The following is a 14,307-nucleotide window of genomic DNA, read 5'->3' as shown; positions in this document are numbered from 1 at the left end:
TCCTTTCAGAATCGGAGCTCGCTCTTATGCGAAAGCCCATCGTGGCAGGCAATTGGAAAATGAATAAGACCGTGGCCGAGGCGGTTGATCTCGCAACTGCAATCCGGCGCGAGTTGGGCAACTGCATCGAAGTTGATGTCATCTTGTGTCCGCCCTTTACCGCGCTGAAAGCCGTGAGCGAGGCCATCTCCGGAAGCCACCTCGATCTGGGCGCCCAGAACATGCATTGGGAGCGGAACGGCGCATACACCGGGGAAATTTCGGCCGAAATGCTGCGCGAACTCTATTGCCATTACGTTATTTTAGGGCACAGTGAGCGTCGCCAATATTTCTGCGAAACGGATGAGATGATCAACAAGAAGGTCAAGGCGGCGCACGCGGCCAATCTTAAGCCGATTGTCTGTGTGGGAGAGACGTTGCAGGAACGCGAGGAGGGAAAGACCGAGGAGGTGGTTGCTAGGCAGGTGCGCGGCAGCCTGGCCGGTTTGAGCCCACGGGAGCTGGTTGAGACAATCATAGCGTATGAGCCTGTTTGGGCCATCGGAACCGGCAAGACGGCCACGCCGCAACAGGCTCAAGAGGTTCATGCGTTTATCCGGCGGTTGGTACGTGATATGGCCGATCAAACCGTAGCGAACTCCGTGCGGATTCAGTACGGCGGGAGCGTCAAGCCGTCGAATGCCCGCGAGCTGTTCAGCCAGCCAGATATTGATGGCGGGTTGATCGGGGGCGCCTCACTCGACGCTCGCTCGTTTGTTGAAATTGTTCGCGGCGCGATGTAAGGAGGTAGTGTTCAGTCCATGGGCATTCTGCGAGTTCTTCTGATTCTGGTAGAGGTGGTCACCTGTTTTCTGCTAATCGCCGTCATCCTGATTCAAAAGTCCAAAAGTGAAGGCCTCGGCTTGGCGTTTGGAGCAGGGGTGGGTGAAACCTTGTTTGGGTCGCGCGCGGGGAACGTGCTGACCAAAATTACGGTGACGTTGGGCCTGATTTTTTTGGCAAATACTGCTCTGCTTGGGATGGTCTTTACGCAACGATCCGAACGTTCATTGATCGACGAACGATTTGGAACGGTCCAGCCGCCGATCGCCCCAGTGGGGGCAGAAGAGCCCGTTGCGCCGGGTGAAACACCGCCCGCCCCTCAAACCACTCTGATGCCAGGACCGGATACCGCGCAGCCGGAAACGGCCGAGCCGATCCCTTCGGCCGAACAGGCGGTTCCCGAAGCTCCCGCGGAGCCGGAGACAGTATCCCCCTGAAAGAATTGGGGAATTATCTACGACAGAGTTGAGCGTTGGCGATCTGACCGACCAGAGTCGAATTTAGCATCCAATAATTTTTGATTCCTTGGCGGGTGCGAAGCCTCTCACGAAAACGATCCCTACGACTCATTTATCTAGGCGTTGATGTGGATCTGAAGTAAGCGAGTTGTGGCGTTGCCTCGGCGGCCACACAAACCCGCCATGCGGCAGATGGGACAGCGGTTGGTGCGATCTCCCAAATGATCCATTTGAACCGGCTCGTCGCGGGGCCCGTTTCTTCCAATCGCTCGTTGAAAACCCAGTCATCCGCATGTCGGCGGAAGACGTTGGATGCCGTTCCGTGGATGTACAAGTCGACGACGAGTTCATTCGCTATATGCGCGGCCCTTTCAAGCTGATCCAGCGACGTTTCGGCCCGCCGGATGGTAGAAAGTGTTTGGACCATCACAGCGGTAAGCAGGGCGACAATCCCCAGTGCAACCATCACTTCGACGTACGTAAATCCGCGGGCCGCGGCGTAAAACTGTGTGCCCTTGCTCCGGGTTCGCCGCATCTCCACCGTCATGGTCCCCCGAGGTAGGCGCGCCGCACGTCCGGATCACGGGCAAGTTCAGAGGCGGGACCGGCATGGGTGATCCGGCCGGTTTGCAAAACATACGCCCGCTCAGCGAGACGCAGAGCGTGCCAAGCATTTTGTTCGACCAGCAGGATCGTTTTGCCCACGCGGTGCAGGGTTTGAAGGGTCTCGAAGAGCGACTCGACCAGCACCGGCGCCAGACCGAGAGTCGGTTCGTCCAGAAGAAGCAGCGCCGGGTCCTGCATGAGGGCCCGTCCAATGGCCAGCATCTGCTGCTCTCCGCCAGAAAGAGTGCCTCCCTCCTGCCGGCGCCTCTCGGCGAGGCGGGGGAAGAGTTCGAAAACCTCCGACTTCCGGCGGGCGATCACGGACTTATCCCTCTCTAGATAGGCGCCCAGATCGAGGTTTTCTTCCACGGTCAGTTTGGGGAAGATCCGGCGGCCCTCGGGCGAGTGGCCAATGCCGAGAGCGGCGATCGCGTGCGGTTTCAGGGACTGAATTTCAGCGCCCTTGAAGCGGATGGAACCGGATTTGGGGTGAACCAGACCGGAAATGCAGCGCAAACAGGTGCTCTTTCCGGCCCCGTTCGAGCCGATCAGGGTGACGATTTCGCCTTCGCGGACCTCGAGGGATACACCCTTAAGCGCATGGATATGCCCGTAAAACGCGTGGACATCCCGCAGCTCGAGCAGTGTCGACGCCCGATTGATCTGGGCTGATGCTTCCCTGGTTTCAGGTCCGTTCAATGGATTCCTCCAGCGCGCCCTTTCCGAGGTAAGCCTCAATGACAGCGGGGCTTCTCCTGACCTCATCAGGCGTGCCTTCCGCGATTTTTTTCCCGTAGTCCAACACGACGATTCGGTCCGAAATGCCCATCACCACATCCATATGGTGCTCAATGAGCAGTATTGTCAGACCGAGTTCATTGCGAAGTTTTTGAATCAGACGTTTGATATCATCCGTTTCAGTGGGGTTCATACCGGCCGCTGGCTCGTCGAGGAGAAGGAGTTTGGGATTGAGGGCCAGCGCACGGGCGATTTCCAGACGCCGCTGTTCGCCGTAGGGAAGGTTTCTGGCCAGTTCGTCGGCGCGGTGAGCAAGACCCATGTATTCCAGGACTTCCTGAGCGCGACGGCGCGCCTCGCGTTCGGCGCGATAGAAACGGGGACTTCGCAAAAGCGCATCCAAATACGTGTAATGAATGTGGGGGTGCTGACCGACCAGCACGTTTTCAAAAACCGTCATTGCGCCGAACAGGCGAATGTTCTGGAAAGTCCGGGCAACACCGCGAGCCGCGATGCGTTCGGGCGCAAGATGAGAGAGGCGACGGCCTTGAAACATCACCCGGCCTCCGTCGGGCTGATACATGCCGGTTAGCACATTGAACAACGTGGTCTTGCCTGCCCCGTTGGGTCCGATGATCGAAAAAATCTCATGAGGCTCGACAGCGAACGAAACCTCATTCACGGCGACAAGGCCGCCGAATCTTTTCGTCACCCTTTCGACCGAAAGGATCATGGCGCGCCAGGCGGTGTCCGCGGTGATTCGGTTTCCCGCTCGGCCTGTTCTTCCAGAAGATGCCGCGTTTCGGGAATAAGGCCGCTGGGTCGGAACATCATCATCAGAACGAGGATAACGCCGAAGATCATCCGCTCGTATTTCGCAGGCTCGACCTGGTCGGAGAGCGAAGCAAAATCGAAGGAAAACAGCCCGAGATTCAGGACGTATCCGCTCTGGCGGAGGCGAACTAGAAACTCCGACAGACTTTTCAACAATTCAATGTTCAACAGCGTGACGGCCATGGCGCCGATCAGCGCCCCGCGAATGGAACCCATCCCGCCGAGGATGACCATGGCGAGGATCGTGATGGATTGCAGGAGCGTGAAGGATTCCGGGCTAACAAACAGTTGTTTGGCGGAGAAGATTGCGCCCATCACGCCGGAAAACGCGGCACCGGTGGCAAACGCCTGCAACTTGGTGCGCGTGGGCGAAATGCCGACGGCTCGCGCGGCAAGCTCATCCTCCCGAATGGCCACCCAGGCGCGGCCAAATCGTGAACGGTCCAGCCGAAGGTTGACCAGGACGACAATCCCGATCACGGCCAGAACAAGAAGATAGAAGAAAATCGCATAACCGACGGCAGGGCTACCTTCCAGGCCCGCAGCGTTGAGGAGCGACTCAATCCATCCGATCGGCGGCCGCTCGATGGGCGTGATGCCCTGCGGGCCATTGGTGATATTGACAGGCTGATCGAGATTGTTGGCGAGTACGCGGACCGTTTGCCCGAGCCCCAGCGTCACAATCGCGAGGTAATCGCCACGAAGGCGGAGAGCTGGTAGGCCGATGAGCGTTCCCAGCAGAGCGGCAGCTACGACCGCGAGCGCGCAGAAAATGTAGAAATAAGGCCAGCCGGGGAGCGGAAAATTACCCACCATGAAGTTTGACGCCTGCGCCGATCCGAAAATGGCCCATGTGTATGCCCCAATGGCAAAGAAGGCCGCGTAACCCAGATCCAGGAGGCCGGCCATACCTACGACGATGTTCAGCCCCAGCGCCATCGCCGCGAAAATGCCCATTTGGGTGAATAATTCGAACAGGAAGGTGTTTTGGATTCCCGCGTAGGGAATCGCGATGAGCAGGAGACCGAGCGCGGCAGCGAACCGCGCCTTCAAGTGGGTTCTCATGCTCAGGCAAGCAAAGAGAACGCCCAGTGCGGAAAGAAGGGCCCATGGATTCCGCGGCGAATAAGCCAGCGCCGTTCCGCTGAAAATCGCCGCCGCCAACAGGGCGGAAATTTTCAATCGGTCTTTCATGGTTGGTACAGGCCCACGGCGGATTGGCAATCGCCGATTGCCAACGACCGCTTTCGCATGACTTCGATGGCAAGCTCCCTTATGCCTTCGGCGACATGCCGCGCTTTGACTCTCTCGCCGTCCTCATTCATGTGACACCAGTCCTTGAACATGGATTCATCGAGTTGTTTCAGATCGAGAGGCAGCCAAAGGGCGCCATGTCGAGCGGCCAGCGACTCGAGCACCGAGCGGTTTTTTTCAAAGGCCAGGGCGAATGCATCGAAGTAACGCCCGAACAACGGGTCTTTGCGAAATTTGGGTTCCGGGGCCCAAACGAACGGAAAGATTACCGGCTGGGCGCCATCGAGTCGGATCAATTTGAGGAGAAAATCGACATTGCGCTCAAATCCTTCCGGTTCGGTTTGTCGGACGCGTTCAAGGGCATCTCTCGGATCGATGGTCGTGATGTCCGATCGCCCGAGCTGGTGATCCAACGACACACGTTGCAGCCATAGAGCGTAGAGCCATTTCACAGTGTGGCTGCGCAACCAGATGCGCTCGTGGGGCCGCGCCGCTATCGCACCGGTTTGCCAGCCGAGCGTGTAATGGGTGTATTCTGGGTCATAGTCCTCAAAAAACAGGGCATTTGCATCATTTCCGCCAAGGTGCATCACGACGATGTGGGCCCCGAGGTGCCGATTTCGGAAAACATAGTGAGCGAGCAGATCCGCGCTGTTGGCGCCGTTGAGCCCTGCATTGATGACCTCGACAGAGAGCCCCGTGAGCGTCTCGAGTTTTTTCTCCAATTGCGCCGGCCATGCATCCTCCGGCCGCCTCACGTACGGAAAGGAGGCGGTGGTCGAACCTCCGATGCAGAGCACGCGGAGAACGCCCGCCGGGGGACTTTCCGCGATCTCCGGGCCGCGGTGGCCGCGGGAATTGAATTGTTTCACGCCGAACGCCTTCAGTCCGGGGCGAAATGTGTAAAACAAGTAGGGATGCGAAACGAAGAAACCCGCCTCCGCTGGGCCGTCTTCATTCAGGAGGGCTTCGACCACTTTCCTCCCTGATTCGGGGGCAAACCGGGGATACAGCCATCCCATCATCCGGTCTGCGAGAACGCAGGCAGCGATCGCCAGCGCGAGAATGGCGATTCCGAAGACCAAACGCTTGAATGGCCCGATTCGGCGTAAGGATGAGTCCTCCGGGACATTCATACTTTTTCTCCCTGGACCTTTCCGAGGAGACCTTGCGGACGAAATAGAAGAAGCAGAACCAAGATCAAAAACGTGAATACATCCTTGTATTCATTGCCCATCGCCCCTTGGGTGATAAACAGCAAATAAGTGGCCCCCATGGTTTCAAGAACACCCAGGACGAGTCCGCCCAGCATCGCACCATAGATGTTCCCGATGCCTCCGAGGACGGCTGCAGTGAACGCCTTGACGCCGGGGACAAACCCGATGAACGGGTTGATCTGGGAATATAAGAGTCCAAAGAGGACTCCTGCGGCGCCGCCGAGAGCGCCACCAATCAGAAAGGTCTTGGCGATGATGCGGTCCGGATCGATCCCCATCAGACTGGCCGTCTGGGCGTCCTGAGCCACTGCACGGATCGCCCGACCAAGCCGCGTCCGCCGCACCAGGTGGTCAAGCCCGAGCAGCATGGCCATCGTCACCACAATAACCAGGATCGATTTATTCTGAATGGACATTCCGAGCGGCAGCTCATGAAGCGCCTCGAGCCGGCTGTCCGCCGGATAATTCATGAAAAACTCCCCATGCCACAAACCTTCAATGAGGCGAACCAAATCCTGTAGGAAAAAGGAAACACCGATGGCGGTGATCAAGGGCACAAGACGGTTCGAGCTGCCCCGTTTGCGAAGCGGCCGGTAAGCGAGCCGTTCGATTGCGACGGCGAGCCCGCCGGATACAGCAGAGGCCGTCGCCACTGCGATCATCGCTAGAGCGTACGGGTTTTCGACATGGGGCCCCAGGTAACGGTAGACCTCGACGCCCGTCACGGCCCCGACCATGAAGACCTCGGCGTGCGCGAAGTTGATCAGGCCGAGGACGCCGTAGACCATCGTGTAACCGAGGGCAATCATCGCGTAAACGCAGCCGAGCAGCAATCCCTCGAGCACGACGCTGGGTAAAAGCGCAATCAGAGCCTCTGTCACGACCTGCCTCTCAAAACAGCGTCTTTTACATTGATTTTAATGGCTGGAAAAGCGGGGGAGTCATCGCGCCCGTTCAGATTCTCGGGGCCTCGCCACCGACGTCAGGACCTTCCGAGGGGCTCTTCGTCAGATCCGGCCATTCATTTATCACCGTACCCTCCCACATGGGGGTCCGGGCAAAGAACGCAGAGCGCCCGATCATGTGAGCAGCGACAGGCGCTGTGATTAGGAAGAAAAGAATGATCAAAAGCGCGCGCGTGGTCACGCCGAGATCTCCGAAGTGAATGGCCACCGCCATCATGACGCAGATCACCCCCACCGTTCCCACCTTGCTCGCAGCATGCATGCGCGTATAGAGATCAGGCATTCGGAACACGCCGAGAGCGGCGAGGAACATGAACACGCTGCCCACCGTCATGAAAAATGCCGTAAGCAAGTCCTTCATGGGGGACCTCCCCTCCGGATGTATAGCGCCAAGGCAACGGTGCCCAAAAAGGCAAGAAGGGCGAGGGCGATGCCCGCGGACAGGAACACCTGCTGGCCTGTATCGATCGCGTAGAGGGCAATCAACCCCACAGCTACCGTCGTCAGTAGATCCACAGCTACCGCGCGGTCAGCAAGCGAGGGGCCGCGGATGACACGGTAGAGGGCAAGCAGCATAGCGAGGCACAAAAGGCCCATCATCGCTTGCGCGAGCGGGGAAAGCCACGAGCTCATCTCAACAGCTCCAATAAACGCTTCTCCAACCCATCACGAATCTCGCGCCGGATTTCATCGGGACGCTCCGCGAACATCGCGTGAATATAAAGCGTCTTTCGGTCAGGGGAGACATCGAGACTCAAGGTGCCCGGCGTGAGCGAGATCAGGTTGGCGAGGAGCATGATTTCGAGGTCGGTCTTCGCGTTCATCGGGATCGCGACGATGCCGGGCCTGTTATAGTGAGTAGGCGTTACAACGTCCCAGGCGACGCGCAGACTCGATTTGATGACTTCCTTGAGGAAATAAAGAACGAACCAGATCGTTTTGGGGAATTTCGCGTAATACGCGCTATCACCCAGCATCGGTTTGAGGGCCAGCAGCGCCAGATAGCCGACGGCGAATCCTACAACGAGGTTAGGCAGGGTGAACGCACTTGTCATCGCCGCCCAGGTCATCGCCAGCAAAAAATTTGAAAAGAGCCTGTTCATGGCTTTTGTCCGAGCACCGCGTTCAGATATTCCGAAGGATTCAGCAGTTGTTCGGCGGCTTCCAGGGAGAGTTCCAGCAGCGGTCCCGCAAAGAAGCCGATGACCAGGGTAACCCCGGCCAGCAGGGCGATGGGCGTCATCAGCGCAGGATGGGGCGGAGGGGCGTGATTCTTCGACGGATCGGGTTCGGCCTTCCAAAAGGCTTCACCCCAGATTTTGGTCATGGAGAACAGCGTGAGCAGGCTGACCGCCAGCGCCGCGGCGACAAGCGCCCAAGCCTGAACACGGAGACCTGCCACCAACAGCGCCAGTTTCGCGAAGAAGCCGGAAAGGGGTGGAAGCCCCGCAAGCGACATCGCCGGAATCAGAAAAAGAAGTGACAAAAAGGGACGCGACCGGTAAAGCCCTCCCAACTCGGAGAGCTCACCCGTACCCCTCGCGTAGAGAACAACACCCGCGATGAGGAAGAGGTTGGTTTTCACGATGATGTGGTGAAGGATGTAAAAAACAGAGCCCGCGAGACCAAGAGGGGTGAACAGGCCGAGACCCAGCACCATATAGCCGATCTGGCTGATGATGTGGAATGAAAGGATCCGCCTGAATTCATGTTGCGCCGCAGCGCCGAGCACGCCGGTGACCATGGTCAGCGCGGCGATCCACTGGACGAGCGGCTGGGTGAAATCGGGTTCCAGCGGAAAGATAAGCGTAAAAAAACGGATCATCGAATAGACACCCACCTTGGTCAGCAGTCCGGCAAAGAGCGCGGAAACAGCAGGCGCGGGAGTGTGGTAGGACGCGGGCAGCCAGAAAAACAGCGGGAAGACGGCGGCTTTGATTCCAAATGCGGCAAGGAACAGCAGTGAAATGGCCGTAAGAAGGCGCTTGTCCTCGGCGGCTGCGACCTTGACCGACAAATCCGCCATATTGAGCGTCCCCACCGCGCCGTACAGCAGTCCTGCAGCGGCGAGAAAGAGAGCCGAGGAGAAGAAATTCAAAGCCACGTACTTCACGCCGCCCTCGATCTGCGGCCGTTCGCCGCCCAAGGCCAATAGGACGAATGACGCCATCAACATGATTTCGAAACAGACATACAGATTGAAAGCGTCGCCGGTCAGAAACGCTCCGTTGACGCCCATCAGCAGGATCATCACGAGCGGATGGTATCCGTGGCTCTCGCGACGCATCTCGGGCGCAAAAACCGAAAAGAGCACGACGGCGAAACCGGTGAGGCTGGAGAGCACGACCATGATGGCGCTGAACAGGTCGGCAGCCAACGTGATGCCAAAGGGCGCCGGCCAGTTTCCCATCTGCACGGCGACCACTCCGCCGGTGCGGACGTCAAGCAGCAAACGGATCGAAAGAACCGTGAGCAGAGTGGTTCCAAATATCGCCAGTATGCGGTGAAGCCGGACCGCTCGCAGCGACAGCAGCATCGCGGCTGCAAGAGCCAACGGGAGAACGATCGGCGCCGCGAGCATCATGTGTCCGTGCTCCTGAGATCGTTCAAATCGTCCGTGCCGGTGGTCTGATAGGCCCTCAAAAACAAGACGAGCGCGAAGGCGAGTACTGCGAAACTAATGACGATCGCCGTTAGAATGAGCGCTTGGGGGAGGGGATCGGCGTGCGGCGAGGTCGGCGTGCCCGCATGTTCGGGAATCAAGGGTGGCGCTCCCCGCGTAAGCCCTCCCGCCGTAAAGATGAGAAGGTTGGCGCCATGGCTCAACAGCGCCAGGCCGATGAGAAATTTGACCATGTTTCGGCGCTGCATCAAATAGACGCCCGCGCCATACAGCACTCCGATCACGGCAGCAAGGAGCGCTTCCATGATCAGCCCTCCTCCTCGGCGAGAGCAAAGATAATGGACATCGTAACGCCGAGAACGACGAGATAGACTCCGAGGTCGAACAAAATCGGAGTCCCCACCTTGAGCGGTTCGAAGCCCGGAGCATGAAGGACCGTCCACAGACCGGTCAGGTACGGTCTGGACTCGGTCAGCGCGGGCAGTCCGCTGGCTGAGGACACCAGCAAGCCCAGCCCCGCAAGCCCCGTGGGACTGATTTTCAACATCCTCTTGGCGGAGGCCACATCAAATGCGAGCGCATATAGGGAAAGCCCGGCTGCCGCGGCCAATCCCCCGACAAATCCGCCGCCAGGATAATTGTGGCCCGCCAGCAGGAGATAGATGGAGAAAAGGAGGAGGAGCGGCACCAAATAGCGGGTGGCCGTGCGCAAAATCAGTGAACTCACGGTCCGCCTCCTTTCCCGCTCGGTTTGAGTTTCAGAAGGGCAAATGCGCCGAGACCCGCAACGGCCAGAACAGTGATTTCGCCGAGGGTATCAAGCGCGCGGAAATCGACGAGGATGACATTGACGATATTCTTGCCATAGGCGCTGGTCCAACTGTGCTCGTTGAAAAAGCCAGAAATATTCGGCGCATATTGGATCCGGTTCGCGGCAAGCGTCAGGCCGAACATGACCAGCCCGACAAGCGCGGCGGGGACCAGTTCCAGCAATCGTACCGGCGCCGTCGTTCTGACGCGAAATGGCGGCAGGTGGTAGAAAGCAAGCACCAAGAGGATCACTGTGAGTGTTTCCACGACCAGTTGCGTCATTGCAAGGTCCGGCGCGCTGTAAATCACAAAGAAGATTGCAATCGCGTAGCCGGCCACGCCAAGAGAGGCGAAGGCGGCAAGGCGGGACCTGGACATGATGGCTCCCGCCGTCGACAGAATGATCAGCGAGAGAATGAGCGCGTCGATGAACCGGACCGGAGACAGGCCGTGGAATATTGAAACAGGGATGTGTTTCAAAAAATACCATCCCGTAGTCGCGATGACGAAGGACAGCGTGATCCACAGGTAGACTTGAAGCGATCCGCACTGCAGCCGGCGCGTCTGCCAGCCTGCCATCCACATCAGCCCGTTCAATGCCCGCTCATAGCTCCGGTCCGGGCCGAGCGCATTCAGCGAAGCGATGGCCGGTAGCAGAGACAACACGTATCGCCTCATCCCCACAGCCATCAAACCCAACAACAGGGTGACGCCGCTCGCGATCAATTCTCGCGAGATCCCATGCCAGAGGGTCAGCTTCGCGGCGATCGGTTCGCCCACCACGGCGGCGGCCGCCGGCGCGACAAGCCATGAAGAAGTAAATCCGGGCGCAAGGCCGAGGACCAGTCCGAGCAGCCCTAGAATCATTGGACCGGCCCACATCGCGGCTTCGGCTTCATGGGGCGGATGCGGCGTAGGACGAATTCTCCCCAAAAACGGTTTGAGGCCAGTCAAATAGGCAATCACTAGAAATAAAGCCCCGCCAAGGACAGCGCTAACGAGCAAAACCGGGTTCACGGCCGCCGCATAAAGCGTTTCTTTGGCGATGTAACCGAAGGATGGCGGAAGCCCCATCATGGAGACGGCAGCAAGCGCAGCTCCCGCCGCCGTCAGCGGCATCTGCCGGCGCAGGCCTGAAAGACGTTCCACATCCTTTTCTCCGGTTTCGTGATCTATGATGCCGGCCGTCAGAAACAGCGCTGCCTTGTAGAGCGCATGGGCGAGGAGCACGGCCACGGCAGCTTTCCCTGCGGTAGGTGAGTCGAGACCGAGCAACATCGTCATCATGCCGAGGGCGCCGACCGTCGTGTAGGCAAGTAGGCGTTTGAGGATTTTCTGTCCGTAGGCAAGCAGCGCGCCGGTCAACAAGGTCGCTGCGCCGATGGCTGGCACGAGCGCATCCCAGAGGGCTGAGTCCGAACCGATGGGACGAAGTCGGGCAAGAAGATAAACCCCCGCTTTAACCATCGTCGACGAATGGAGATAAGCGCTCGCGGGCGTGGGCGCCGCCATCGCGTTGGGCAGCCAGAAGTGAAAGGGGAATTGGGCCGATTTCGTAAATGCGCCCACAAGGATAAGCCCGATCGACAGATCAAAATAAGGATGATCAGCCAGTTGCCCTGAGGCGAGGATGCCCGATAAGGTAGTGGATCCCGCCATGTCAGACAGCATGAGGAGTCCGGCCAGAAGGAACAGTCCGCCCAGACCGGTCACCAGGAGGGCCTGCAACGCCGCCTTTCTGGATTTCTCCTCCTCGTGGTGGTGGCCGATGAGCAGATAGGAGCTGAAGCTCGTCAATTCCCAGAAAACGAAGAGCGCGACGACGTCATCGGCGAGCGTGACGCCGAGCATGGAGGCCATAAACAGAAAGAGCGAGGCAAAGAAGCGTGGCGCGGCCGGGTCTCCGCGGAGATATCCTCCGGAATAGGCGACGACCACAGCGCCGATGCCGCAGATCAACACCGCAAACAGCAAGGCAAGTCCGTCGAGGCGAAGCGTGAGATCATGGCCGAGAGCCGGGAGCCACCGGATGGAAGAAACCAGCGCCGTGCCACTCTGTATCGCCGGCCATTTTGTGATAAAATAGAGAAAACCGGCCGCCGGCAGTGCGGTGAGCGCCCAAACGCCCCAGCGGCCGCAGCGGCGTAGCAGGAGCGGCGCGGCGAACGCGGAAACCCCCAAGATGGCGACCACGAGCAGCATATGCGGCGCAACGATAGTGAAATTGAGGGGTTTGTGAAGCGAAACCCATCCGCTCTCGCTTGAGTTTTCATCCGTTCACGCCATGATGCGTTTTTATGAGCCCGTCTCTTAGGGTCCTAATCCTTTCAGCCAGTTCTGGAAGCGGCCATCTGCGAGCCGCGGCCGCGCTCGAGCGGGCATTTGGCGAACAGTCTTCCGTCCGGGAGATCCTGAACGTTGACGCACTCACCTACACGAACAAACTCTTTCGGCAATTTTATTCAAAATTTTATTTCCAGCTTATCCGCAAAGCGCCGACGCTGATCGGCTGGTTTTACGACAACTTGGACGAGCCCTGGAAAACAGAGCGGATGCGACTGATGTTGAGTCGGCTCAATACCCGCCCGCTGGTTCGGATAATTCAGAAGTTTCGCCCGGACGTTACCGTATGTACCCATTTTTTGCCTGCCGAGATCATTTCTTACCTTCTCGCCACCGACCGGATCGAAACGCGGCACGCGATCGTCGTCACAGATCTCGATGTCCACGCGATGTGGCTCTCCAGGCATTTTCACCATTATTTCGTCGCGATCGAGGAATCGCGCGTGCACTTGTCGATGACTGGATTGCCACCGGAACGAATCTCCGTGACCGGAATACCTATCGATCCGGTTTTTCTCGAACCCAAGGACCGGATCTCGCTGTGCGCCAAACATGGGATGGACCCCGACCGGCCATTGATGCTCGTTTCCCTGGGAGCGATCGCCCACGATCTGGCCCACGATCTGGTTCGCGCCTTGAGCTATCTGAAAACCCCTGCGCAAATCGTCCTCGTATGCGGCTCCCACGAGGGCGTGAAGGAGCATTTTGAATCTGCCTTGTTGCGCACGCGAACGCCAACGTTGAAGTGGCGGGTCCTCGGAATGACGCGGGAAATCGATGAATGGATGAAGATGGCAACCATTCTTGTCGGCAAACCGGGCGGCTTGACTCTTTCTGAGGCCATGGCCTGCGGGCTGCCGATGGTTATCCTTCAACCCATACCCGGTCAGGAGGAAAGAAACAGCGACCATTTGTTGGAGGCCGGCGCAGCGATCAAATGCAACCAGATGACAACGCTCGCCTTCAAGATCGACCAGTTGCTGAACGATCCGATCCGCCTCGCCGCAATGAGCGCGGCTGCGCGTCGGTTGAGCAAGCCAGACGCCGCCCGCGAAATTGTGCGAATCCTTCTTGCCAAGCTGAATGACCCGCCGGTTGAGCTACGCCGAGGTGACCTCTGAAATCGGCGGCGTTGCGCTGTCTGAAAATCATCTGAAACCCCTTGCGCATGCGACGCAGAGGCGGTAATCATCCACATTTGGAGATTTGCAAATACATATGCCGGGCGGCAAAGAAGACATTATTGAAATGGATGGCACGGTCACCAAAGTGCTTCCGGCCACGATGTATCGCGTTAAACTCGAGAGCGGCCACGAGATTCTGGCGCACATCTCGGGGAAAATGCGAAAGCATTTCATTCGAATTACGGCCGGGGACAAGGTGCGCGTCGAACTTTCGCCGTATGACCTGACCAAAGGCCGAATCACTTTTCGCCACAAGGTCTAAAGATCGCCTTTCGCAGTGGCGGCGCGGTTTACCGCGTTCCGAAATATTCGGCACCTTGTTTTCCGGTTCAGAGCAAACGCAAGGCGGCGGCCAAGGCAGCGAAGTCTTGCGGTAGGGGCGCCGCGGCGTGCCGGCGCCGGCCGCTTGAGGGGTCAATCCACGAAATCCGCTGGGCGTGCAGCATCTGCCGC

General features: G+C 58.5%; 17 protein-coding genes. 4 read left to right on the top strand and 13 right to left on the bottom strand.

Going from position 1 to position 14,307, the window contains the following annotated elements:
- The first annotated feature begins 26 nt into the window (after positions 1–26).
- Both tpiA and secG read left to right on the top strand, forming a co-directional pair.
- A complete protein-coding gene (tpiA, locus tag NZ740_09515) occupies positions 27–782 on the top strand; it encodes a triose-phosphate isomerase (GenBank protein MCS6772247.1) in 756 nt (251 codons plus the stop codon).
- Between the two features lie 18 nt (positions 783–800).
- Positions 801–1,259 (top strand): preprotein translocase subunit SecG, encoded by a 459-nt coding sequence (gene secG / locus NZ740_09510; GenBank protein MCS6772246.1) that lies wholly within the window; start codon positions 801–803, stop codon positions 1,257–1,259.
- A 133-nt stretch (positions 1,260–1,392) separates the two neighbouring features.
- On the opposite strand, the gene NZ740_09505 is transcribed toward secG, so the two are convergent.
- The 13 genes from NZ740_09505 to NZ740_09445 form a co-directional block, all read right to left on the bottom strand.
- Positions 1,393–1,815, bottom strand: a complete 423-nt coding sequence (locus NZ740_09505) for a type II secretion system GspH family protein (protein ID MCS6772245.1) — start codon at positions 1,813–1,815, stop codon at positions 1,393–1,395.
- An 8-nt stretch (positions 1,816–1,823) separates the two neighbouring features.
- Positions 1,824–2,585, bottom strand: a complete 762-nt coding sequence (locus tag NZ740_09500) for an ABC transporter ATP-binding protein (protein ID MCS6772244.1) — start codon at positions 2,583–2,585, stop codon at positions 1,824–1,826.
- On the bottom strand, positions 2,572–3,357 hold the full coding sequence (locus tag NZ740_09495) for an ABC transporter ATP-binding protein (protein ID MCS6772243.1): 786 nt from the start codon (positions 3,355–3,357) through the stop codon (positions 2,572–2,574). Before NZ740_09495 ends, NZ740_09500 begins: the two co-directional genes overlap by 14 nt.
- Positions 3,354–4,652, bottom strand: coding sequence for a branched-chain amino acid ABC transporter permease (locus NZ740_09490; GenBank protein MCS6772242.1), 1,299 nt, complete (start codon positions 4,650–4,652; stop codon positions 3,354–3,356). Before NZ740_09490 ends, NZ740_09495 begins: the two co-directional genes overlap by 4 nt.
- Entirely contained in the window at positions 4,649–5,848 is a 1,200-nt protein-coding gene (locus NZ740_09485) for a GDSL-type esterase/lipase family protein (GenBank protein MCS6772241.1), read from the bottom strand. Before NZ740_09485 ends, NZ740_09490 begins: the two co-directional genes overlap by 4 nt.
- On the bottom strand, positions 5,845–6,810 hold the full coding sequence (locus NZ740_09480) for a branched-chain amino acid ABC transporter permease (GenBank protein ID MCS6772240.1): 966 nt from the start codon (positions 6,808–6,810) through the stop codon (positions 5,845–5,847). The genes NZ740_09485 and NZ740_09480 overlap by 4 nt, the downstream gene beginning before the upstream one ends.
- Before the next feature lie 73 nt (positions 6,811–6,883).
- A complete protein-coding gene (gene mnhG, locus NZ740_09475; protein ID MCS6772239.1) occupies positions 6,884–7,255 on the bottom strand; it encodes a monovalent cation/H(+) antiporter subunit G in 372 nt (123 codons plus the stop codon).
- Entirely contained in the window at positions 7,252–7,527 is a 276-nt protein-coding gene (locus tag NZ740_09470) for a monovalent cation/H+ antiporter complex subunit F (protein MCS6772238.1), read from the bottom strand. The genes mnhG and NZ740_09470 overlap by 4 nt, the downstream gene beginning before the upstream one ends.
- The gene (locus tag NZ740_09465) at positions 7,524–7,997 is read right to left on the bottom strand and encodes a Na+/H+ antiporter subunit E (GenBank protein ID MCS6772237.1); all 474 of its coding nucleotides are present in this window, start codon (positions 7,995–7,997) and stop codon (positions 7,524–7,526) included. Before NZ740_09465 ends, NZ740_09470 begins: the two co-directional genes overlap by 4 nt.
- Positions 7,994–9,478 (bottom strand): Na+/H+ antiporter subunit D, encoded by a 1,485-nt coding sequence (locus NZ740_09460; protein MCS6772236.1) that lies wholly within the window; start codon positions 9,476–9,478, stop codon positions 7,994–7,996. The genes NZ740_09465 and NZ740_09460 overlap by 4 nt, the downstream gene beginning before the upstream one ends.
- A complete protein-coding gene (locus NZ740_09455) occupies positions 9,475–9,822 on the bottom strand; it encodes a Na+/H+ antiporter subunit C (protein ID MCS6772235.1) in 348 nt (115 codons plus the stop codon). The genes NZ740_09460 and NZ740_09455 overlap by 4 nt, the downstream gene beginning before the upstream one ends.
- A 2-nt stretch (positions 9,823–9,824) precedes the next feature.
- Positions 9,825–10,244 (bottom strand): Na+/H+ antiporter subunit B, encoded by a 420-nt coding sequence (locus NZ740_09450; protein MCS6772234.1) that lies wholly within the window; start codon positions 10,242–10,244, stop codon positions 9,825–9,827.
- On the bottom strand, positions 10,241–12,529 hold the full coding sequence (locus tag NZ740_09445) for a DUF4040 domain-containing protein (GenBank protein MCS6772233.1): 2,289 nt from the start codon (positions 12,527–12,529) through the stop codon (positions 10,241–10,243). The genes NZ740_09450 and NZ740_09445 overlap by 4 nt, the downstream gene beginning before the upstream one ends.
- A 95-nt stretch (positions 12,530–12,624) precedes the next feature.
- Between NZ740_09445 and NZ740_09440 the strand changes: the two genes are divergently transcribed.
- Positions 12,625–13,791 (top strand): glycosyltransferase, encoded by a 1,167-nt coding sequence (locus NZ740_09440; protein ID MCS6772232.1) that lies wholly within the window; start codon positions 12,625–12,627, stop codon positions 13,789–13,791.
- A gap of 97 nt (positions 13,792–13,888) precedes the next feature.
- The gene (infA, locus tag NZ740_09435) at positions 13,889–14,116 is read left to right on the top strand and encodes a translation initiation factor IF-1 (protein MCS6772231.1); all 228 of its coding nucleotides are present in this window, start codon (positions 13,889–13,891) and stop codon (positions 14,114–14,116) included.
- Positions 14,117–14,307: the final 191 nt, after the last annotated feature.

Source organism: Kiritimatiellia bacterium (assembly GCA_025054615.1).
In the GTDB taxonomy this organism is placed as follows: Bacteria; Verrucomicrobiota; Kiritimatiellia; order CAIVKH01; family CAIVKH01; genus JANWZO01.
Note: the sequence above shows the minus strand (reverse complement) of the source record. Positions and strands in the feature narration are given on the sequence as shown.

Excerpts from the sequence above, each read along its gene's own strand:
- mnhG (MCS6772239.1), bottom strand. The coding sequence starts at position 7,255 with ATGAAGGACTTGCTTACGGCATTTTTCATGACGGTGGGCAGCGTGTTC.
- NZ740_09470 (MCS6772238.1), bottom strand. The coding sequence starts at position 7,527 with ATGAGCTCGTGGCTTTCCCCGCTCGCGCAAGCGATGATGGGCCTTTTG.
- NZ740_09455 (MCS6772235.1), bottom strand. The coding sequence starts at position 9,822 with ATGGAAGCGCTCCTTGCTGCCGTGATCGGAGTGCTGTATGGCGCGGGC.
- NZ740_09485 (MCS6772241.1), bottom strand. The coding sequence starts at position 5,848 with ATGAATGTCCCGGAGGACTCATCCTTACGCCGAATCGGGCCATTCAAG.
- secG (MCS6772246.1), top strand. The coding sequence starts at position 801 with ATGGGCATTCTGCGAGTTCTTCTGATTCTGGTAGAGGTGGTCACCTGT.
- NZ740_09465 (MCS6772237.1), bottom strand. The coding sequence starts at position 7,997 with ATGAACAGGCTCTTTTCAAATTTTTTGCTGGCGATGACCTGGGCGGCG.
- NZ740_09490 (MCS6772242.1), bottom strand. The coding sequence starts at position 4,652 with ATGAAAGACCGATTGAAAATTTCCGCCCTGTTGGCGGCGGCGATTTTC.
- NZ740_09445 (MCS6772233.1), bottom strand. The coding sequence starts at position 12,529 with ATGCTGCTCGTGGTCGCCATCTTGGGGGTTTCCGCGTTCGCCGCGCCG.
- NZ740_09460 (MCS6772236.1), bottom strand. The coding sequence starts at position 9,478 with ATGATGCTCGCGGCGCCGATCGTTCTCCCGTTGGCTCTTGCAGCCGCG.
- infA (MCS6772231.1), top strand. The coding sequence starts at position 13,889 with ATGCCGGGCGGCAAAGAAGACATTATTGAAATGGATGGCACGGTCACC.
- NZ740_09440 (MCS6772232.1), top strand. The coding sequence starts at position 12,625 with ATGAGCCCGTCTCTTAGGGTCCTAATCCTTTCAGCCAGTTCTGGAAGC.
- tpiA (MCS6772247.1), top strand. The coding sequence starts at position 27 with ATGCGAAAGCCCATCGTGGCAGGCAATTGGAAAATGAATAAGACCGTG.
- NZ740_09495 (MCS6772243.1), bottom strand. The coding sequence starts at position 3,357 with ATGATCCTTTCGGTCGAAAGGGTGACGAAAAGATTCGGCGGCCTTGTC.
- NZ740_09505 (MCS6772245.1), bottom strand. The coding sequence starts at position 1,815 with ATGCGGCGAACCCGGAGCAAGGGCACACAGTTTTACGCCGCGGCCCGC.